The sequence below is a fragment of the Microbulbifer sp. A4B17 genome (genome assembly GCF_003076275.1).
In the GTDB taxonomy this organism is placed as follows: Bacteria; Pseudomonadota; Gammaproteobacteria; order Pseudomonadales; family Cellvibrionaceae; genus Microbulbifer.
The window spans coordinates 3434198-3453809 of record NZ_CP029064.1 but is presented as its reverse complement, the minus strand read 5'-3'; the positions used below and the strand labels follow the sequence as shown (position 1 = coordinate 3453809).

The 19612-nt window shown below is 48.2% G+C and carries 15 protein-coding genes; 4 read left to right on the top strand and 11 right to left on the bottom strand.

Annotated elements, in window-relative coordinates; translation table 11 throughout:
• Positions 1–46: 46 nt before the first annotated feature.
• A complete protein-coding gene (locus tag BTJ40_RS15245; RefSeq protein WP_108733898.1) occupies positions 47–529 on the bottom strand; it encodes a hypothetical protein in 483 nt (160 codons plus the stop codon).
• 1219 nt (positions 530–1748) lie between these two features.
• Here BTJ40_RS15245 and gndA point away from each other — a divergent pair.
• The gene (gene gndA / locus BTJ40_RS15240) at positions 1749–3269 is read left to right on the top strand and encodes an NADP-dependent phosphogluconate dehydrogenase (RefSeq protein WP_108733897.1); all 1521 of its coding nucleotides are present in this window, start codon (positions 1749–1751) and stop codon (positions 3267–3269) included.
• A 60-nt stretch (positions 3270–3329) separates the two neighbouring features.
• On the opposite strand, the gene rdgC is transcribed toward gndA, so the two are convergent.
• The 7 genes from rdgC to BTJ40_RS15205 form a co-directional block, all read right to left on the bottom strand.
• Positions 3330–4322, bottom strand: a complete 993-nt coding sequence (gene rdgC / locus BTJ40_RS15235; RefSeq protein ID WP_108733896.1) for a recombination-associated protein RdgC — start codon at positions 4320–4322, stop codon at positions 3330–3332.
• A gap of 187 nt (positions 4323–4509) precedes the next feature.
• A complete protein-coding gene (locus BTJ40_RS15230; RefSeq protein ID WP_108733895.1) occupies positions 4510–5634 on the bottom strand; it encodes an alkaline phosphatase family protein in 1125 nt (374 codons plus the stop codon).
• A gap of 172 nt (positions 5635–5806) precedes the next feature.
• Positions 5807–8164, bottom strand: a complete 2358-nt coding sequence (locus BTJ40_RS15225; RefSeq protein ID WP_108733894.1) for a TonB-dependent receptor domain-containing protein — start codon at positions 8162–8164, stop codon at positions 5807–5809.
• 301 nt (positions 8165–8465) lie between these two features.
• The gene (locus tag BTJ40_RS15220) at positions 8466–8804 is read right to left on the bottom strand and encodes a hypothetical protein (protein WP_108733893.1); all 339 of its coding nucleotides are present in this window, start codon (positions 8802–8804) and stop codon (positions 8466–8468) included.
• 10 nt (positions 8805–8814) lie between these two features.
• Entirely contained in the window at positions 8815–9315 is a 501-nt protein-coding gene (locus tag BTJ40_RS15215) for a hypothetical protein (RefSeq protein WP_108733892.1), read from the bottom strand.
• Between the two features lie 114 nt (positions 9316–9429).
• Entirely contained in the window at positions 9430–10524 is a 1095-nt protein-coding gene (locus BTJ40_RS15210; RefSeq protein WP_157954102.1) for a hypothetical protein, read from the bottom strand.
• 432 nt (positions 10525–10956) lie between these two features.
• The gene (locus BTJ40_RS15205) at positions 10957–11355 is read right to left on the bottom strand and encodes a VOC family protein (RefSeq protein ID WP_108733890.1); all 399 of its coding nucleotides are present in this window, start codon (positions 11353–11355) and stop codon (positions 10957–10959) included.
• Between the two features lie 355 nt (positions 11356–11710).
• On the opposite strand from BTJ40_RS15205, the gene BTJ40_RS15200 reads away from it, so the two are divergent.
• The 3 genes from BTJ40_RS15200 to BTJ40_RS15190 are packed head-to-tail and all read left to right on the top strand — an operon-like array spanning position 11711 to position 14605.
• Positions 11711–12790, top strand: a complete 1080-nt coding sequence (locus tag BTJ40_RS15200; protein ID WP_238152019.1) for a linear amide C-N hydrolase — start codon at positions 11711–11713, stop codon at positions 12788–12790.
• Positions 12791–12821: 31 nt separating this feature from the next.
• On the top strand, positions 12822–13706 hold the full coding sequence (locus BTJ40_RS15195) for a GNAT family N-acetyltransferase (RefSeq protein ID WP_108733889.1): 885 nt from the start codon (positions 12822–12824) through the stop codon (positions 13704–13706).
• Positions 13706–14605 (top strand): polysaccharide deacetylase family protein, encoded by a 900-nt coding sequence (locus tag BTJ40_RS15190; protein ID WP_108733888.1) that lies wholly within the window; start codon positions 13706–13708, stop codon positions 14603–14605. The genes BTJ40_RS15195 and BTJ40_RS15190 overlap by 1 nt, the downstream gene beginning before the upstream one ends.
• Here BTJ40_RS15190 and BTJ40_RS15185 read toward each other — a convergent pair.
• The 3 genes from BTJ40_RS15185 to BTJ40_RS15175 all read right to left on the bottom strand — a co-directional run bounded on the left by BTJ40_RS15185 (position 14598) and on the right by BTJ40_RS15175 (position 19131).
• Positions 14598–15395 (bottom strand): class I SAM-dependent methyltransferase, encoded by a 798-nt coding sequence (locus BTJ40_RS15185; protein ID WP_108733887.1) that lies wholly within the window; start codon positions 15393–15395, stop codon positions 14598–14600. The two genes, BTJ40_RS15190 and BTJ40_RS15185, sit on opposite strands and share 8 nt — an antisense overlap.
• Positions 15396–15567: 172 nt before the next feature.
• Positions 15568–17040 carry an aminoacyl-histidine dipeptidase gene (locus BTJ40_RS15180; protein WP_108733886.1) on the bottom strand — a complete coding sequence of 491 codons (1473 nt, stop codon included), beginning with the start codon at positions 17038–17040 and terminating at the stop codon, positions 15568–15570.
• Between the two features lie 123 nt (positions 17041–17163).
• A complete protein-coding gene (locus tag BTJ40_RS15175) occupies positions 17164–19131 on the bottom strand; it encodes a VacB/RNase II family 3'-5' exoribonuclease (RefSeq protein WP_108733885.1) in 1968 nt (655 codons plus the stop codon).
• Positions 19132–19612 lie beyond the last annotated feature (481 nt).

Genomic DNA, 19612 nt, shown 5'->3' with positions numbered 1-19612 from the left:
TAGCTTTATCAGCGATATTTGGGGCTGCTAAGGATTCAAGGTTGATTTAGGGGACTGTATAGGAGGATTGAGGGTTAGTTGAGACTACACCATTGATTACACACGCACTGCCGGACCCTGAACTAGGAATTTGTGCATTACTGAAAGTAATTCTTCCATTTGATTGATTGAATGACCCTGTTAGATCTCCGGAGCACTCACCGGTTACTGCCTTAACCGATACATTTTTTAAAGTTACGGTATTGTTGGCATTGCCTATCAGATCATAGGGTAAGTTATTAAAGACCACCCTATTACACATGTTAAGGAATCCACCTGACAGCGCCAAGCTGCCTACTTCGGCATCGGCTCCTGTTGAATTTACGCTGCCAGAAAGTGAGCAGGTTAGTGAAATGCCTTTTTGTACTGTGAGGTTGCCAACATTGGCGAGACCGATAGCGCCTGGAGGTGACCAGGTTTCTGCATTTGCGAGCCCGATTATCCCAAAAGAGGCTAGGCAGACAGAAGCTGCGGTAAGGATCTTTTTCATAATAATAGTATTCCTTATATCACTGTTAATTATTGATGCAGGCGCATTACTCAATGCTTAAGCATTGTTATGTGCCGCTTATTGAAAGTTCATCATCGCGGGAGGTAATGAAATTTAGTGTCTTCAATAAAAAGACCAGCTTAAATTCCAAAACCTTCCATTAATAAAGACGAATTGGGACGTTTGTTGGGGGGGGGGCTGTTGCTCAAATAGACGTTAAATTATTTGTAGTTATTGTTTTATAGCCACCGGCTTAGTCGATTTATTATTTGTCTTTTTTATTGGGGGTGGTGAAGGGGGGAGTGTTTACTTGCAATAGTAATATTTTTGATATTGCTATTCCTGCTCAGACTTATTCTTTTTAAACCATTTTGAAGTTATATGAGAAATAAAGGGAGGAATATGTTAAAAGCTAACTCTCGCTGCTGAGCAGTTGAGGTATGGCTTTTATATTTCTTTAATTTATCACTCTCTTTGAATTAAGTTTATTTCAAAATTATCTATAAAATAGCTTGCTTTTACTGATTATGGAATTGAAAAAAATAGAATTGCGGCCGGATTGATATAGTGATATTTACTATGTGTAAACGGGATCTGCCATGAGATAGAAAAAATAGTTTTCTTAAATTTGACCGTTGATTTAGGTCCATAGGATATACTAGCAAAGTCATCTGAGCCTTATCAGAGAGTTTGCATTTGAAGATCCTTTAGAATAATAGTTGCGTTTTTATTCCTGGAAAGTTGAACAGAGGTTAAAAACCCACATTCAATAGTGGATGTCCTGCAAAAGGACCACCGAATAGCGTCAGCCCATCAATTGCCGCATTGTTTTCTTTTTAATTTATGGTAGGTACCGGAAGTTTAACGATTTGAGTTATGACCGCCATAGGTATTACTGCTGCCGACCTTAGCCAATGCTGCCGTCAGGTTTCTCCAATTCGTAAAGTCTTCTACAAAGTATCAAACACAGGGAGTACCTGGAGGATCGCTAATATGGACTTATAGCATTTCCTTATGGCAGCAAATGACAAAATTGCCTCTGCCGAATGTTCTGTGGAATGTACTGGTGAAGGATTAACCTTTACTGGTCTTTCTAGCTTGTAGACTGTATTTGCCGAGCTCAGGGGCTATTATGTTTGGTTTTTGCTCTCCCTGCTCCGGATTCATATTGTTATACTCCGCGCCCTTGAAAGACCCCTATCTTTATACGGAGAACTTGATGTCTGATTCACAGTGCGATATTGGCTTTATCGGCGCCGGTGTGATGGGTAAAAACCTGATCCTGAATTTGGCCGACAACGGCTATAGGGTCTGTGCCTTTGACTTGGATCACAACCGGCTGAATGCGCTGCTGGAGCAGGACAAGAAAGAGCGTGGAGATCAGCCTGCTCGTGTTGAGGCCTGCAACTCTTACACTGAGCTGTTAGCAAAGGTTAAAGCCCCGCACTTGATTATTCTATCGGTTCCGGCCGGAGATCCTGTCGACGATGTGTGCAGCAAGCTGCTTGACGCAGGCTTAAAAGCTGACGATATAGTCGTCGATACCGGAAATAGCCTATGGACCGACTCCGTTGAGCGGGCCAAGCGCTATGAAGGCAAGTTGATCTTTTTTACCACGGCTGTATCCGGTGGTGAAGTGGGAGCTCGTTTTGGGCCATCCCTGATGCCCAGCGGCGACCGTTATGCCTGGAGCCGCATAGAGCCCGTTTGGCATGCTATTGCAGCTAAAGTAGATAGAGCCAGTGGCCAACCGATCGAGCGTTTTGAGCCGGGCAACCCGGTTCGCGAAGGGGAGCCCTGTGCAGCTTATATTGGTCCCATTGGCTCGGGCCACTATGTGAAGATGGTGCACAACGGTATTGAGTATGCCGATATGCAGATGATCTGTGAGGCATACCATGTAATGCGCACGTCTTTAGGTATGGCCCCAGAGGAAATTGCCGAAGTATTCCGGGAGTGGAATCGGGGTCCGCTGAACAGCTATCTGATCAATATCAGTGCGGAAGTGCTTTCTACCTTGGACTCCGTGACAGAACAGCCTCTGGTAGACGTTATCCTCGACCGCGCAGGGCAGAAAGGTACCGGTCTGTGGACGGCCATGAGCAGCTTGGAAGTGGGCTGTCCTGCACCGAGCATTGCCGAAGCAGTTTACGCCCGTTCATTATCTACCCGGAAGGTATTGCGCACCCGCGCAGCGAAGAAGCTGCAAGGGCCTGAGTTGACACCAGTGGCTCCAGAGCAACGGGAAGAGGTGATTGCACAGCTGCACGACGCTCTCTACTGCGCAAAAATCTGTGTTTACGCCCAGGGCTTCGATTTGATGAAGCTGGCTGCGCGGGAGCAGGGATGGCAGTTGAACTTCTCTGAAATTGCCAGAATTTGGCGTGCAGGCTGCATCATTCGAGCAGTGTTCCTGCAATCTATCAGCGATGCTTACGATCGAGATTCCAAGCTTTCCAACTTACTGCTGGATGATTTCTTCACTCAGCAGATTGCCGATCACCAGGCCAACTGGCGCCATGCGGTGGCGAGCGCCACTCTGAATGGTATTCCGGTACCGGCCCTGTCATCGGCGCTCAATTACTACGATGCCTTCCGCACCGAGTCGCTGCCGGCGAACCTGCTGCAAGGACAGCGGGATTTCTTTGGAGCCCATACCTTTGCGCGTGTGGACCAACCTGAGCAGCGTAAATATCACGTTCAGTGGACTGAACCTGGCCGCCCAATGGTTGAGATCTGATTGATGGGGTAGGGAGGAAGTGATACGTGCCTTTCAGGTACGTATCACTATGTGAGTTCCCTAAAGAACGACCTCTTCTACCTCTTTGGCCAGGGCCTCCGCCTCTTGGCGGCTGGCTTTGGCCACCAGTTCCTCAACGCTAGCCGACTCGGTGTTTACGCCACCGAAGGCGGAAAGCAAGTCCTTGATCAGGGCTGAGATCTCCAGAGTCATCACCGCAAAATCTGCATCAAATCGCTGGGCTGCACTTTCTGCATCGGCACTATCGGCTTTATCCAGAAGCTCGTCACTGAACTTGATACGCTTAAGGGATAGCTGATCATCTACCAGGAATTCAACGCCCCCGCGCCAGGTCAGCCCCAGCTTGTGCACTTGTAGCCCGGCCACCAAATGATTGTGAATTTCCTCGGCACAGAGGTCCTGGTTTTTACAGCGGATAACACTGCCGCTGTCTTTGGGATCGCGCAACTCACATTCGTGGCCAAAATCGAATTGAAGGGGGGCTTCAGGAGCACTGAGCCAGTGGGTCATCGTTTGCTGTGGCGGGTTCTTAGCGGAGAGCGGTACCACGGCAAGGCTACTGATAGCCTCGCGGAGGTTCTCCAGCAGTTCCTCGGCGGCGGAGGCAGAAGAGGCGTCAACCACTACCCAGCCATCCTGAGGTGCAATATAAGCATATTGCAGACGGGAGCGAGCGAATGCCTTGGGACGCATTTCAAGGAGAATCTCGTCTTTAAGGTTTTGCCGCTCCTTGCGACCTACCTGCCTGGCTTCTTTTTCAGAAATAGCTTGTGCCAGCTCTTCAACTTTCTCATTGACTACCGCAGCAGGAATCACTTTTTCTTGCTTTTTAGCACAGAGCATTAGGTAGCCATTAGTTGCGTGTACCAACTGGCTGCTATGGCGCCCTAGTGGAGGCACCCACCCATAGCGAGTGCTGTCCTGACTGCCACAGGGAACAAATGCATGGGGCTCCAGCAATTCGTTCAATTTTTCAGCATCCAGGGAAAATTCTTTCGTCAAACGATAAATACGGAGGTTTTTAAACCACATACATCAGGCCATCTGTTTTCAGTTGCGAGTGCGGCCTGCATTATGCGGAAACCGGGGCGGGGCAGCTAGAGCCTGTTAACACTAAATTGAGGGGTTCTTTAAGCTGTTATCAAGCTCCAGAATATTACTGGCCCAAGGTGGTGAAAATTTGTTCAGCCGAACTTGTCAGGCCCGGCTGAACAAAGGCTTATTTGAGAATACGGTCTATTGCTTTGCCACTATCCTGCGAAAACTCTTCTGACTTATGGCCGAGCAGTTGTAGTGCGGTTGCGGCTATCTGATCCTGAAAAACCGCTTCCCCTTTGGATACTTCTCCCAAAGCTTTAATGTCTGGGCCCAGCGCGGCAATCCAGATCTCATTGGAGCCAGGTATTCCCGCTTTGTGGGGGTGGTCTTCTTTACCGAAGTATTGGGAAAGGGCTGGGCCACTGGCGTGGTGGGGCCAGGATTCAGCGGTGTTGCCGCGCCCGTGGTCAACGGTAATGAGTAGGTTGGTATTGTCTCGGTATTGATCAAGAGATTGAAGTGTCTGCCAGAGTTTGGCGAGTATCATGTCGCTCCGATGTGCGGAGTGGAGATACTGGTGATATTCCTCATCGTGGGCAAAATCGTCGGTTTCACCCAGGGCAATGTACATTACCTTGGGCTTTTTGCTAATTAGGTACTCTTTTGCAAACCCATAGGTAAATGCATCGGGTCGCACGTTTTCCCAGAAAACCGGCAGTTGCCCCTGCAAATCGTTGAGAAACTCTGCTCTTTGGCTCAACTTTGGCCAATCGGCAGCTTCCAGGCCGGCGTTAATGTAAATACCACTGCGATCACGGTTAAGTATAGAGGAGAATACTCCCCAGCTACCGAATGCGGCGACTCGGCCTTTGTACTCAGACTTGCTGTTTAGCCACTCGAGAAAGGTGGTATTGGCATTTGGAATTGGGTCGTTACTATTGATTTTGGGGTCGGCGGAGCCGGTTAAAATCTCATTGTAACCGGGGTAGGAAAACCACCAACCATTGGTAACTTGCGCTTTAGATCCTTTGTCACGATTGCCAATTAAAACCCCTTCTTTAGCCACCGCTTGCCAGATAAAAGGCAATAATTTTTGACGTTTTTCGGTCAGTGAATCGCCGTGAAAGTGATTGATAAGGTCTTGTTTATTTTCAGTGTACTCTGCGTGGTTGAGAAGTTCAGAGTCATAACCGGAGAACACTTCCTGCCAGCGCAAGCCGTCGATAGTGACTAATATGAGGTTGTCTGCGGCAAGGGATTGAGTGGAAAGAAACAGGGCCAGGATTGCTGTAGTCAATCTGTTCATTGAAAGAGCTCTTTGCATATTTTTGGATTATTTATATTTGTCTCAAATAATCAAAATTATTTTTCGACTATATTTATTATTTATTGCACTTTATTTTTGAATCTACTGCTTGACTAAACATACGCACAATCGGCTAGCATTTCCAGCCGATTGTACTGTTGCCAAAAAAATCTTAGAAACCAATGGTTGCAGAGAGTGAGGCTGTCCGTGGAGCACCAATCCAGGCACCGCCAGAAACGACAGTGCCTAAGTAATCCTCATCCAGTAAATTATTTATCACTAAGTTCAGGTTGGCTCCCCGTAGTGCCGGACTAAATTCTCCCAGATTCATGCCCAGATAGGCATCGACAACTACATAGGAGTCAGCTATCCAGCTATTGTTTAAGTCGACAAAGCGATCTCCGGTAAACTTACTGGAGATACCGCCGTAAAATATTTCAGAGTTCCAGTCCAGGCCAACCACATAGAGTTGATCAGCTATTCCGACTACGTCATTCCCTGGCGTTATTCCTTGAGTTTCATCTACCGCTGAGTTTCCTGAGCCAATATAGGTAGTGTCCAGCAGGGTATAGGATGTATAGAGGTTTAGAGTTTCTGATAGATCGTAGTCCAGGAAAAGTTCCAGACCATCAGATTCGATTCCGCCAGCATTAAAATAGGTCCCATTGGTACCAATCAAATAGTTATTACCTGCGGCAGTGTTGTTATCCAGGAAAATGATCCGGTTTTCAAAATCATTTTGAAAGTAAGTGGCAGTTGCCGAAAAATTATCGGCAGTATAGCGAAGCCCGAGTTCTGTGGTCTCTGAGGTTTCCGGTTCGATATTGTCGAGATCTGAATCGGGCCGCTCTAATACACTGTCTCCAATCGCCTTAAAGTTTTCAGCGTAACCAGCGAACAGCTCTGCACCTTCCAGGGGTGTTTCCCAAATCAAACCGGCGGAGAGCAGGATGTCTGAGTCAGAGTCAACACTTGCATCGGAAGACTCCTGAAACAGATCTTCCCTTTCAACATCGACAAAGAACTGCTTGGCGCCCAGTGTCAAAGTGAGAGTGTCGATGGTCAGGGAGTTCTGTAGATACCACTTTGTGCTGGTTGAGGGGTAACTGCGGTCGTATTGCACCCAGTAAGGTGTTGAATTGAAACTGGCACCCTGAGTTGCGTCAGTTATTTTGTGCCAATCACGGTGTTCGTCGCGAGTGGAGTCTTCATACCAGAGGCCGCCTCGTATTTCATTGTCCAACCCGGCGATGGTGGTAGCGTATGTAAAGTCTAGAGTCAGTCCGGAACGCTCTTTCTCATAATGAGTGTGCCGGTAAGACATCGCAGGTATGGCACCCTCTGCATAGCAATCTGGATTGTAGGCTGGTCCTGAATCGCCATAGATATTGGTGACTGATGCTGTACATGTTTCATCGTAAGTAAGAGCATTGCCATTGGCATCAACAAAATAAATGATGCCTGACTGGCTGCCTCCATAGGCAGTTGAGCCGCCGAGGAATTCAGACTCGCCCTGGTCGCCATCATCGATAATATCAACCAGGTAGGGGGGGACCCAATCTCCACGGCCTTCGTTGCTGTGATAATAGAGCCCGGCCTGTAGATTGAAGGAGTCTGTCAGGTCAAAATCTAATTGGGTGTAAGCCAGTAGATTCTCTCGCAATGTAGACCAGCCACGTCGATAGAGTTGATCGATATAGGGAATACCGGACCAGTTGCCGGTTAGGAAGTCGTTTTCAGGGTACTCTTCAAATTGGGCGTCCGAATAGATTCGTTGATAATTATCTTCGTGGATATCGTCGTAGGATATGTAGGCCTTGATAGTACCAGCTTCCAGGTTGGTCACTAGTTTTGCTGCGATGTGCTCTCGTTCATTCTCAGCGGTTTCAGTAATCCAGTCGGTCGCTTCCTGGTTAGAGTATGAGATCCAGGCTTTACTGTTCCCGGCAAAAATACCAGTGTCGTAGCGAAAATATACGCGTTGAGCATCAAATTCTCCTGCGGAGAGTTCAATACGACTGCGTTGTGTATCCAAAGGATCATCAGTGCGATAATCAATGGTGCCTCCCAGGGCTTCGTGGGAACGTGAAGCGATATCTGAGGTTCCCTGAGATACTTCTACTGAACCGATATTACCAGGGTCAACAAAGCGGTTTGCTTTTGAGCCTCCACCGTAATTCGAACCACCATTGGGAATACCATCAATGGTGGTGCCAATTTGCTGTTCATCTAAACTGTTGGTAAATCCACGAATACTGACATTGGTTGACCAATCGTCAAAGCCGTAAGTATCTCCTTCATTGACTGAGACACCGGGGAGGTTGTCGATCAAAGCATTAACGCTGGTTATAGAGGACTGTTGCTTGCGCATCGCCTCAGATACTTCGCTGCTGTTAAAAGTGCTACCGGAGCCCTGCACCATTACTTCTTCAATTTGTGCGTTGCTGAGGTCTTCAGCGGTTACAGGACTGGCACTCATTACAGTGGCCACTGAAATGGCGGCTGCCAGGTAGGTCTTTTTGGTATTCATCGGGAAACCCCAGTTTGTAGTGATTCAGCAAGTTTTAACCAGCCTATTTCGCGGCTTGGGTTATTTGCGCGCGTACATTGACGCGTCTTGATGAATAATTCTTTACAGGGGGGTTAAACTCTTTTTACTTGTTGGTGAATGGCCGGTGGTTCCTAGGTATCCGAAACTTGAGTAATTTGTGGCCTAGCGAATAATGTACCTGGTGGTGGGGATGATCCAGTGAGTAATCTTGACTGGAGGTATAGGAATTTGGAGTGTTTGTTATTTGGGCTGGGTTGGCCCAGCCCTACTTAAATGGGAATCAGATAGCGGTTTTTAATGAAATGCCGGTGCAAGCTTCAATTGTTCCCCAGAGGACTCCCAGGATTGCATTCCAGACTTTCTCGATGGTGACTAACAGGAGTCCACGTAAAGTGTTGGCGAAGTTCCTGGCCATGTCCTCCAGGGAGTCGAGAAAATAATCTTGGAGATCGCCAGATATTTCATCAGATGCAATTGCTTTGGCAATCATTTTGGTTTGCTGGGCGATAGCGGATAATTGACGATCGGAAAATCCCCTGAGTTCAGAAATATCGCTATCGATTACCGCGGAAGCGGCTCCTTTGATATCAGCAACGAGTTGATTAACGTCAATAGACATGTTGATTTCCTCAGCGGTTCAGAAAAGACTCATAGGTAAGTGCTTGGTCCATGGAGATAACGATTTCGTTTTTGAATAGGGATACGGCAGTTGTGTTCAGCCCCTTATCTTCGTCTTCCGTGCGCATCATATTCAAGCTTTCTGAAATTTTCTCTAATGATGCGACACTGGGAGGCTCCTGCTCAAAGCTAATATCTTTTCCGGAGGATTCCAGGTATTCGTTGATCTTACTGAGCATTTTGCTCTCAGGTACAGGGCGGGTTTTCGATTGCATCGCCAGAGCATCCACTTTGCCAATCAGTGCATGATATTTCTTATCTCTTGTTGAGTAGGAGTTTTTGTCAGTGCCGCTGGAAACAGAGGAGAAAAACTCCATTATTTCTACGTTAACAGTGGTTAAACCCGAATAGAGCGCGGCATCGTAGCGCGGCGCTATTTGTGAGCAGCCGTTGACCAATATTGTTAGTAAAGCTAGAAATACAAAGGTTGTTCCTGGGTGCCGTTTTATCATCGTTATTTCCTTGTGATTTTCATTCTTAATAGTCAAGATATATTTTTCTTGGTCGAGGTCAAGGTGACCAGACTATATGTACAACTACTGCCAATGGGTTACATCGTTCCCAATTTAGGTCGGCTCCAATGCCTTTTCCGAAGTCGGTAACATACTGTGAGTATTTTGCTTTTCAAAGTAAGTAAGCAATAAACGGACGGCCTCCTGATTATCGAAATATCGGGAGTGAACTCGAGCTGCCAGCTTATCCGGAAATGTTCCGTAAGACCCAATGACTCTCTCATAGCAGTGGTGACGCGCCGGGACCGCGGAACCACTGGCAAACCAGTCTGAATGAGATTTGATATCAATCCATTCGATTAAATCTTCTCTTTGTGACAGTTGTTCTACTTCACCTTGTAACCAGGGCGCCTGCTTACCTAGAACCTCTATCAGGGAGCCCATGGTAAGGATGCGGATAGGTTTGCCAATTGGTGGAAGATCGGCAAAAAGGTCTACCGTGACAACACTGCCAAAACTGTGTCCTACAACAGTTACGGAATCGTAATCGTACAGTTTAATACTGTTCTCCAGCTGCTCTCTGACCCGCCGGATAATTTCAAAGCGGACCGCGGGCTTGCCCTTGGCCGCGGGCTCATTGGTGAGATAGCGCTTACAAAAATCAGAAATATCTACCAGCAGGGAAACCGGCATAACAGCAACCACTGCGGTGGCAATCAGCCAGATCCGCCAGCCCCCTATATACTCAACACCTTGCTTGAGCTGCTGCACTGCAGGGTAAAACGGACTGTCACTGGTGGGCTCAATAGCTTCGACAAACAAAATAATGGTACCAAGATACCAGACTATAAAAGCCAGTGCAGAAAGGGTTAGGCCGAATGTCAGGTACTTCCGTTTTAGGACACCTTTCCAGATATGAAGATTGGCCAGCCAGAACCAGATCAGGGAGAAGCCTCGGGCAAGACGGGTTTTCAGGCTTTGCTGGGTAATACTGGGGACCAGGTCATTCCAGTAAGCTTCAACCAGATCAAGCTCCTGTGTGCCACTAATTCTCAGTCGATTGATTCCGGCGGGTACACTAGGATCTGAGATTGTAGTGAGGGGCATACGTTCACTTGCAGCGATTAATCCCTCGGTGAACTCTGACAGTTGGGCGGTACTGGTGACTCTTGTCAGTCCGGGTACCAGCATAATCAGGCTTCTTCTCATTGTTATTCCAGTTGGCTCTATCCTGGAGGCAAAGTCTTTAGCCAAGGCCTGCCTCTGCCTTTGTTCTTTACTTTGGTGGAAATGGTTTTAGTGAGTGAATTTTCTCATATATGAGTACGTGTTAGTTGGTAGCTGGCCGCAACATTCCCTGATGCCGAAAATTTAATCAATAGCTGGTTCTGTGCTGGTCGAATGATATTGGATATTTGGTACTTATCGAGTGAGTGTTATTCGATTTATATGTGATACAAAGGGAGATGTAAACATGAAAGGGTCAAAGAGTGATTGATTAGGGGAGAAGGATCTTTTATTAATTCTCCCCCCTTATTTGATTATCGGAAGTTGTTTCAGAGTAGCTAAAGAAAGAAGTCTATTGGGTGGTGAAATCTGCCGCCGCATTTAATTTGAATGCTAGCAGCGACAGGTTAAGATTTACTCTACGCTTTCTGCCTGGAGCTCAACCAAAATAAATTCGTTGCCATAGAGGTCTTCAAAGTGGGCAAACTTGGCGCCTCCATCAGATACAGGCGGTTTACTGAAGTAAACGCCATTATTCACAAGGTTTTTATATTCCTTTTCAAAGTTGTCCGTGTAAATCACTGCACAAGGTTGCCCTGCAGTTTGCGCCCCTACTTTTTTCTGCTGGGTGTCGGAAGTGGCTTGGAGTAACCATATGCCCATATCTTTTTGTGACGGTAGGCGGATATGAACAAATCGGTGCGGTGCTGCTTCTGAGTCTATAAATACTTCAAATCCAAGTTTGTCGCGGTAGAAAGCAATCGCTTCTTCATAGTTGTTGACCAGAATTACCAGTCTACCAATTGAGTTCATGGAGGCTCCGTGAGTGATCAATATTATTCTATATGGAGAACTATCAGTTTTGTGGCGGTTGGTTGAGAGCTTACTCAAATTTATTATGATTAAAATATTTGTGCTGAAGATGAATGCTCCTGTGACCCTGTTTTTTGGCGGTAAAAGTTTACTAAACCTACTTAATGTTTGAAGAGGGTAGGTAGAAATAAGTGACAGATTTAGATCCTTGCGTCAATTTTGTCGAAGGTATTTGAGATATGACGTATTTTTCTTTTATATCTGCCTGTTTGATAGTTTCGCTTTCAATGGTTGAAGTCGGTAATTAACGATAAAAAATTCCATAAATGACCTTCCTTAGAGGAGAGCTGGAAAAGTGAAAAGGACTTCATTTTTTGAAGATGTAATGCAAACTGTTACTGGTTTGTTATTTGTTACCCTGTGTTTTTTTGAGTCTCTCTCCGCTGTTGCTTGTACACGAATACTCTATAAGACGGGTGATAGCTCTTATATTACGGCTCGCAGTATGGATTGGAGCGATACTGATGCGGCAATGGACTTTTGGGTTTTTCCCAGAGAGATGGAACGAAATGGAGGCTTGGGGCCCAACTCGATTACCTGGACATCGAGATTTGGCTCAATAGTTATCAGTATCTATGGTGCGGCAACATCCGATGGGCTCAATGAAAAGGGTTTGGTTGGCAATCTTTTATATTTGGCTGAGGCAGATTATGGAAATGCTGAGGAACGGGCAAAGCCAATAATTTCTGTTGGAGCATGGTTGCAGTATATTTTGGATAACTACGCTACGGTGGATGAGGCAGTAAAAGGCATAGAGAGCGATCCTTTTACTGTGGTAGGTACAGATCTCCCCGACGGCAGCCCTGCAAGTGCTCATATTGCTATCTCTGATCCCAGTGGGGACTCCGCGATATTTGAATATCTAAGTGGTAGGCTAAAGATCCATCACGGTAAACAGTATAAGGTAATGACTAACTCTCCGCCCTATGATCAACAGTTGGCTATCAATGCATACTGGGACCTGATCGGAGGTCAGAACTTTTTACCGGGTACAATTAGCGCAGCTGACAGGTTTGTAAGGGCCAGTTATGCCTTGAAAACATCACCAGAATATAAAGGGCATCGCAAGGCTCTGGCATCAGCCTTTTCCCAAATCCGTGCTGTCAGTGTACCTCTGGGAATGGATGACCCGGATAAACCTAATATAGCCTCAACACTTTGGCGGTCGGTTATCGATCAGGAAAATAATCACTACTATTTTGATTCCGTTATCAATCCATCGGTCATTTGGCTGGATATGGCCAATGTTTCTATTGAGCCTGGAGCCAAGGTAATGTCTATGAAACTGGATACCCCAATGGATATCGGTGGTGAGGTGACATCAAAGTTAAGTCCCTCACAACCCTTTAAATTCCTGGCACCGAAAAATTTTTAATAAACACGAAAATAATGAGAGCTCAAAGCCAATGAATGAGTCATTTACTGTTCGGGCGATGACCCGAAAAGAACTGGATCTTCTGGTTGACTGGGCCGCTCTTGAAGGCTGGAACCCAGGGTTGCACGATGCGAAAATTTTCTGGAAAACGGATCCTGAAGCCTATATTGCAGCTGAGGTAAAGGGTGAACTGATTGGTGGTGGAGCAATTACTGTTTATGGAGACGATTTTGGTTTTATGGGCTTCTTTATTGTCAGGCCTGAATTTCGTGGTCACGGCTTTGGTAATAAGCTTTGGTATATTCGAAGGGACCGATTAAGGGACCGATTAAGGGCCCGCTTGAGGCCTGATGCGAGTATTGGTTTGGATGGGGTGTTTGCTATGCAGGACTACTATGCAAGAGGTGGTTTTACTTTTTCTCATCGCAACCTTCGCTACCGTACAGAGTCGTCCGTATTTGAAGATGTAAACAGGGGCCGTCCGGATGAAGTTGTCCCAATCAGTGAAGTTTCTTTCGATCAGCTAATTGCATATGACCGGACCTGTTTTCCTGCTGCTCGCCAGGTATTTCTCGAAGCGTGGGTCTCACAGGCTGAGGCGCTGAGTTTGGGTTACGTCCAGTTTGGAAGCCTTTGTGGCTATGGTGTGATTAGGCGTTGCCGCAATGGATGTAAAGTCGGTCCCTTATTTGCAAATAGCTATAAAGTGGCAGATATGCTACTGAAGGCACTAATTCCATTTGCAGGTGAAGGGCCTGTATTTCTGGATGTGCCGGAAAATAATATTGCGGCTATGTCTCTTGTGAAGCACTATGGGATGGAGGAGGTTTTCGGTTGCGCAAGAATGTACCTGGGCCCAATGCCCGATATTGCGCAGGATCGCATTTTTGGCGTGACGACATTTGAGCTTGGTTAATGCACGAAAGGAATTTGCAAGGATATGCTGGGCGCCCGCCCAACCCCCACTGGCCTGGCCAGGCCCGTATTGCAGTTCAGTTTGTTTTGAATTTGGAGGAAGGGTCGGAATCGACCACGCTGAATGGTGATACTCAATCTGAATCTTACCTGCATGAACTCCCGGGGAGGCCTGCACGAGTTGGGACACGGGATTTCAGTGTGGAGAGTATGTATGAATACGGATCCCGGGCCGGGGTTTGGCGGCTTCTCGATATCTTTGATATTTTCAATGTTCCATTAACGGTTTTTGCCACTGGTCAGGCCTTGGAGCTTAACCCTGTTTTGGCTCGGGCTTTGGTTGATGCGGGCCACGAGGTAGCGGGACACGGGTACCGGTGGATCGATTATAAAGATATTCCCAAAGGCCGTGAGAAACACGATATTCAACTCACTGTTAAGTTAATCGAACAATTAACAAAGAGGCCGCCTTTTGGGTGGTACACGGGCCGGGTGAGCCCTCACACCAGTTCACTGGTGCGAAAAATTGAAGGGCTGCTATATACGTCAGATTCCTACTGTGATGATTTGCCATACTGGGGGCAGAAGAACGATCCGTTATTAGTAATTCCCTACACCTTGGTAAACAACGATATTCAGTACTTGCTGCCCAGTGGCTGCACGACAGCTGATGATTTCTTCTGCTTACTCAAGTGCGCTTTCGATCAGCTTTGGCGAGAGGGCAATGCATGTCCCAAGTTGATGACTATCGGTTTACACGGAAGGGTCAGTGGCCATCCGGCCAGGGCAATTGGAATTTACAGGTTCTTAAAATATATTCAGGGTTTTGAGCCAATATGGATTTGTCGCCGCAAAGAGATTGCGCAACATTGGATTTCAACTTTTTCAAACTCTAGTTAACTTGTGCCAAGGCTCTCCAGAGTGTCTGGGTGTGGAATGTATGCGGGGTAATAACACAGGCCTCTTTTTGCGCGGACCTCCACTCTTCAGGGGTGATTTTACCCTGGGTAATTAACTGGTCCGAGACAGGTGTGATGAGTCCAACAAGATTTTCTAATAAGTGTTTACACTTTTCTCTGTCCTTAGTGCCATTGGCATTGATCACGTAGGGGGAAACCTCAACTTTGCTGACCTGTAGAGATGATAATAAAGGGAACAGATTAACCGCTATTTCGGGAGATCCTCGTCCATTGTCGTAGGCCAGCACATTGCGCGCACGGAAGCACTTCATAAGATTGAACTTGTCGGGGCCGGTGTAATAGGTCGCGTCATAGGGCTCGTGAATAATGACCCTGCCGCCGGGACGTACAATCCGGATCATTTCCTGCAGCATGGTTTTTGGGGTTGGAAGATGTATCAGGACTAAACGTGCAAAGGCTGCATCTACGGATGAGTCGTCCAGCCCTGATTGCTCTGCATTGCAGAGTTTAAATTCAGCATTAGTAAGACCTAATTTTTGCGCCGCCTGCTTGGCTTTGTCTACTTGGGCGGATTGTATATCCAGCCCAATATACCCGCCCAAGGATACCTCTTGAGCAATCCAGAGATTAGCGCCTGCACCACAGCCAAACTCTGCTACCCGATAATCTGGAGGAAAATGTATATCCTCAGTATCTCCGTAAATTTCTCTCTGCAGTAACAGGCGTTTCTGCTCTGAGTCCTTTGCGCCCAGTGAATAACCCTTATTCATCTTCTCCGACCGACGGTGAAAGTAATAAGTCTCAAAATAGTCCAGAGATTTCTTAACGATAGGATAAAATCAGTTTTAATAGGGCTGACACGCAGAGTGTCGTTTTCATTGATGGGGCTGAATGGGGGGCAAAGTGTCGGGCCTCGGAGAAACCCAAGGCCCGGTTGGGCGGTTAGTCCCGGGCCGGGATTGCCTGGACCACTTTAATAAAGTAATCCCAGAAATTGGCGACACTCTGGATATGCACCTTCTCTTCAGGAGAGTGAGCGCGGCGAATGGTTGGGCCAAAGGAAACCATATCCCAGTTGGGGTAGGGCTTGGCCAGCAATCCGCACTCCAGGCCGGCGTGAATGACTTTTACTTCAGCTTCCTCGCCAGTCATATCTTTATAGACATCCTTCATCATCGCCAGCAGCGGTGAATCGGGATTTGGTGTCCAGCCAGGGTAGTCGTTGTCCAGTGTCGTTTCCGCACCTGCCAGCTGGAAGGTGGCGGCGACATTGAGGCCGTGTTGGTCGCGGGCGCTGTCAGAGAGGCTGCGTACAAGACATTGGATTTTTACTCGATGCTCACCGTTCTCCTCCATTGTTACAACACGGGCCAGGTTGTTGGATGACTCAGCAATGCCTTCGAGAGCAGTGCTCATTCGCTCAACACCATTGGGGCAGCAGCGGATTGCGCGAATAAGGGTCAATTGGCTATCTGCGTCCAGGGTGTTGGCTGGAGTTTCGGTAGCTTCCAGGGTGATGTCCAGTGCCGCTTCGTTGTCCAGTTCACGGGCAATTTGAGCGCTTTCGCTTTTTACAATTTCCTGTACTTTATCGACCGCTACTGAAGGCACGACCAGGGTTGCGAAGGATTCGCGGGGAATCGCATTGCGCAGGCTACCGCCATCCAGGCTGGCAATACGCAGATCGGAGACCTGGGTTAGAGCGGCGTGGATAATGCGGTTTGCGATTTTGTTGGCATTGCCTCGGCCTTTGTCGATATCCAAGCCTGAATGCCCGCCACGGAGGCCGCGAACAGAGAGTTTTACTGCTTCGGTATCGGGTAGGACCGCTTCTGGCGTATAGGGTAGGCTGACATTGACGTCGACACCGCCGGCACAGCCGATATACAACTCGCCTTCATCTTCAGTATCCAGATTCAGGAGCAGGTCGGCTTCAAAATAACCAGGCTTAAGGTTCTTGGCACCGGTCATGCCCGCTTCCTCATCAATTGTCAGCAGGGCTTCCAGGGCGGGGTGGGCAATATCAGTAGATTCCATCAGGGCCAGGATTGCGGCAACACCGATACCATTGTCTGCGCCGAGCGTGGTGCCTTCCGCAGTTACCCAGTCTCCATCCACGTAGGGTTTGATTGAGTCGGTGAGAAAGTCGTGCTCAGTGTCGGCATTCTTCTGCGGCACCATATCCACATGGCTCTGCAGGGCCAGTGTCTTGCGGTTTTCCATACCTGGAGTGGCCGGCTTCTTGATCACAATATTGCCGATTTCATCCAGCTGAACGCTTAGGTCGCGTGCTTTAGCGAAGCTAACGATATGCTCCACTACGCGGTCTTCATGTTTGGACGGGCGTGGAATTTCACAGAGCTTGGCAAAGTGTGCCCACAGTGGAGTTGGGTTCAATTCAGCAATATTGCTCATGAGTGGCCTCGATTTATTCTATTGGTGCCGGAGCTTGATGTTAGCTGCCGATCAAAGGTGGTGGGCTTTGGCCCCCGGCAGGAAAGCCCGGCGAGTGCCGGGCTTGGGTAAATGTGCAGGAATTTATTTCTGGGCCGCGTCGGCAGCTTCAGTTTTTTCAGCGTTCAGTTCAAAGGCTATGCGTCGTTTGTCTACATCGACAGACGCTACTTTAACTGAAACTTCCTGTTCTAGGTGGAAGCGTTTTTCATTGTGCGTAAGAACCAGGTGCTTGCCATCGAAGGCGGGTAGATTCTTCTTATCGCCATTCATGCGCACAAAGCCGTCAATACCAAAGTCGTCGAGTCGCACGCCGATGCCTGCGCCGTTTACCAGTGTGATTTTCCCTGTAAATTCCTGGCCAACTTTCTTCTCGATAAACTGAGCGTAGAGCCATTGCTCCAGGGCTCGGTTGGCCTGGCGACCACGAATCAGGCTTTCCTGCAGGGATTCAATTTTATCATCGGCCAGGGTGGAGGCTTTCTCTCCCAGCGCAGCAGCACGCAGAACGCGGTGGTTGTGCAGGTCGTTGTACTTGCGAATAGGAGAGGTGACGGTGGCGTAGGCCTCAAGGCCCAGTCCCAGGTGTGCCCCCACCTTGTTATCGAGCTGGCCCGGGCGCAGCATACGCTTGAGCACGGCGAGCAGGTTCTTCATCTGCGGCTCTTCATGGTTTTCCAGGTGCTTAACCAGCGAAAGGTAATGCTCCAGCTGCCCCAGATCGGCCTCTGCATGCTCAGGCAGCAGTTCTTTCAGCAGACTGCGAACTTCTCCCATGCGCTCTTCGCGAAAGCCCAGGTGAACAGAGAAACAGCCCTGCTCAATTTTGGCAAGTTTGCCACCCATGCTGATATTGGTGGCGAGCATCGCTTCCTCGACCATTCGCTGGGCGATATTGCGTTCCTGCTTTTCGATATGTTCAATTTTGCGCTGGTCGTTCAAGAGGATTTCGTAGTCCGGGCGATCTTCCATTGCCAGTGAGTGACTGGCACGGTAGGCGGCGCGGGCTTCATAGACCGCTGCCAAATTACGCAGACTGTCCTGTTGCTCCTGGGGCACGGCGGAGTCGTCACCCTCAATAAAGCGGCTGACTTGTTCATAGCTCAGTTTGTGCTGGGAGCGAATAGCGGCAAATTCATAGCGGCTATTGCCAATGGTGCCATCGCTGTCGATATCGATATGGATAACCAGGGCTGGGCGCAACTCGCCGGGGACCAGGGAGAAGAGGTTCTCACACAGGTTGCGCGGCAGCATAGGCAGGGTTTCCCCTGGCAGATACTGGCTGTGGGCGCGATTAAACGCCTCTTTATCCAGGGGGCTGTTTTCATCGATAACCGAAGACGGGTCAGCGATAGCAATATGTAGGGTCCAGCCACCGTCACGGCTGCTTACTGCCAGGGCGTCGTCCATATCGCGAGTAGTTTCTGCATCGATAGTTGCGAAGCCCAGTTTGGAGAGATCGGTGCGCTCACTGGTAACTTTTGAGAGTCTTTCCGCAATAGTGTCCGCCTGCTTTTGGGCACCGGTACCAAATTGTTCTGGCAGCTTGAACTGGGCTACAACATAGGCGTGCTCAATGCCAGGCATATCAGGCTTGCCGATCACCGTTTCCACTTTGGCCTGAGCTCTGCCGTCTTTAAACGGATGGCGGTTTACTTTACAGGCAATAAATTCTCCCGGCTGGGCCTTGCCGCGGGCTTTTGGGGGGAGAAAAATCCAGCGAGACAGGCCGTTTTGTGTGGGTTGGATAAAGTGGCCCTGGCCGCGCTGTACATACTGGCCAACAAGGTAGTCGAGCTGGCTGTCGAGCAATGCATCGAGTTCCGCCGCGAGCTTACCCTTGTTCTCTTCGGAGAGACTTACTCGAACCCGGTCACCGGGGAATACGCGCTCCATTTCATTGGGAGGCAGGAAGGCTTCCCTTCCGTCATCCAACTCAACGAAGCCAAACTTGCCGTTACTGCCGCGAACCCGGCCCTCGGCAAATTCCTTACTGGAGCGAATATCTGTTTTCAGTTGCGAAAGTTGTTTCAGAGCGTCGGCATTCAGCATCGAGTTTATCTCTATGGATCGATTTGGGCGCGGATTCTACCAGACCATGGACAGAGGATGTACCGAGGTTAGGCGGTGGAAATGATCTTAGATGTCGGCGCTAAGAGACTTTCAAAAATTTTCGAAAAAGTAGGCATGTTAAGGAAGGCTGCTGAAGGTGTTATAGGTATTTAATGGTTGGGAAAGCCAGTGGGGCAATGCTTTTCTTCCCGGCGTCAGTTATAGGAAATTTATGGGCGTGTCGCCAGCGATCGAGGATGGCCTGGTCACGGCCTTCAGACAGCAGTGAAATAAAGATGTTGAGGCAGCCGCCCGGTTTGATGACCGGGTAGCCCGAGTTATTCCAATATAGATAAATATCCTAAAAATTACTGCCTGGTATGATATTTTAGCTATTACAATGCTCATGTGTGCAAAATATGCAAACTTTGTCTGTGGGAGCTGGATATAATCTTATTCCAGATAAAAACAGATAAGGGCT

What these genes read in the sequence shown, in the direction of transcription:
- BTJ40_RS15225 (WP_108733894.1), bottom strand. Translation starts at nt 8,164, where the DNA reads ATGAATACCAAAAAGACCTACCTGGCAGCCGCCATTTCAGTGGCCACT.
- BTJ40_RS15190 (WP_108733888.1), top strand. Translation starts at nt 13,706, where the DNA reads ATGCACGAAAGGAATTTGCAAGGATATGCTGGGCGCCCGCCCAACCCC.
- rdgC (WP_108733896.1), bottom strand. Translation starts at nt 4,322, where the DNA reads ATGTGGTTTAAAAACCTCCGTATTTATCGTTTGACGAAAGAATTTTCC.
- BTJ40_RS15180 (WP_108733886.1), bottom strand. Translation starts at nt 17,040, where the DNA reads ATGAGCAATATTGCTGAATTGAACCCAACTCCACTGTGGGCACACTTT.
- BTJ40_RS15205 (WP_108733890.1), bottom strand. Translation starts at nt 11,355, where the DNA reads ATGAACTCAATTGGTAGACTGGTAATTCTGGTCAACAACTATGAAGAA.
- gndA (WP_108733897.1), top strand. Translation starts at nt 1,749, where the DNA reads ATGTCTGATTCACAGTGCGATATTGGCTTTATCGGCGCCGGTGTGATG.
- BTJ40_RS15175 (WP_108733885.1), bottom strand. Translation starts at nt 19,131, where the DNA reads ATGCTGAATGCCGACGCTCTGAAACAACTTTCGCAACTGAAAACAGAT.
- BTJ40_RS15230 (WP_108733895.1), bottom strand. Translation starts at nt 5,634, where the DNA reads ATGAACAGATTGACTACAGCAATCCTGGCCCTGTTTCTTTCCACTCAA.
- BTJ40_RS15215 (WP_108733892.1), bottom strand. Translation starts at nt 9,315, where the DNA reads ATGATAAAACGGCACCCAGGAACAACCTTTGTATTTCTAGCTTTACTA.
- BTJ40_RS15185 (WP_108733887.1), bottom strand. Translation starts at nt 15,395, where the DNA reads ATGAATAAGGGTTATTCACTGGGCGCAAAGGACTCAGAGCAGAAACGC.
- BTJ40_RS15195 (WP_108733889.1), top strand. Translation starts at nt 12,822, where the DNA reads ATGAATGAGTCATTTACTGTTCGGGCGATGACCCGAAAAGAACTGGAT.
- BTJ40_RS15220 (WP_108733893.1), bottom strand. Translation starts at nt 8,804, where the DNA reads ATGTCTATTGACGTTAATCAACTCGTTGCTGATATCAAAGGAGCCGCT.
- BTJ40_RS15210 (WP_157954102.1), bottom strand. Translation starts at nt 10,524, where the DNA reads ATGAGAAGAAGCCTGATTATGCTGGTACCCGGACTGACAAGAGTCACC.
- BTJ40_RS15245 (WP_108733898.1), bottom strand. Translation starts at nt 529, where the DNA reads ATGAAAAAGATCCTTACCGCAGCTTCTGTCTGCCTAGCCTCTTTTGGG.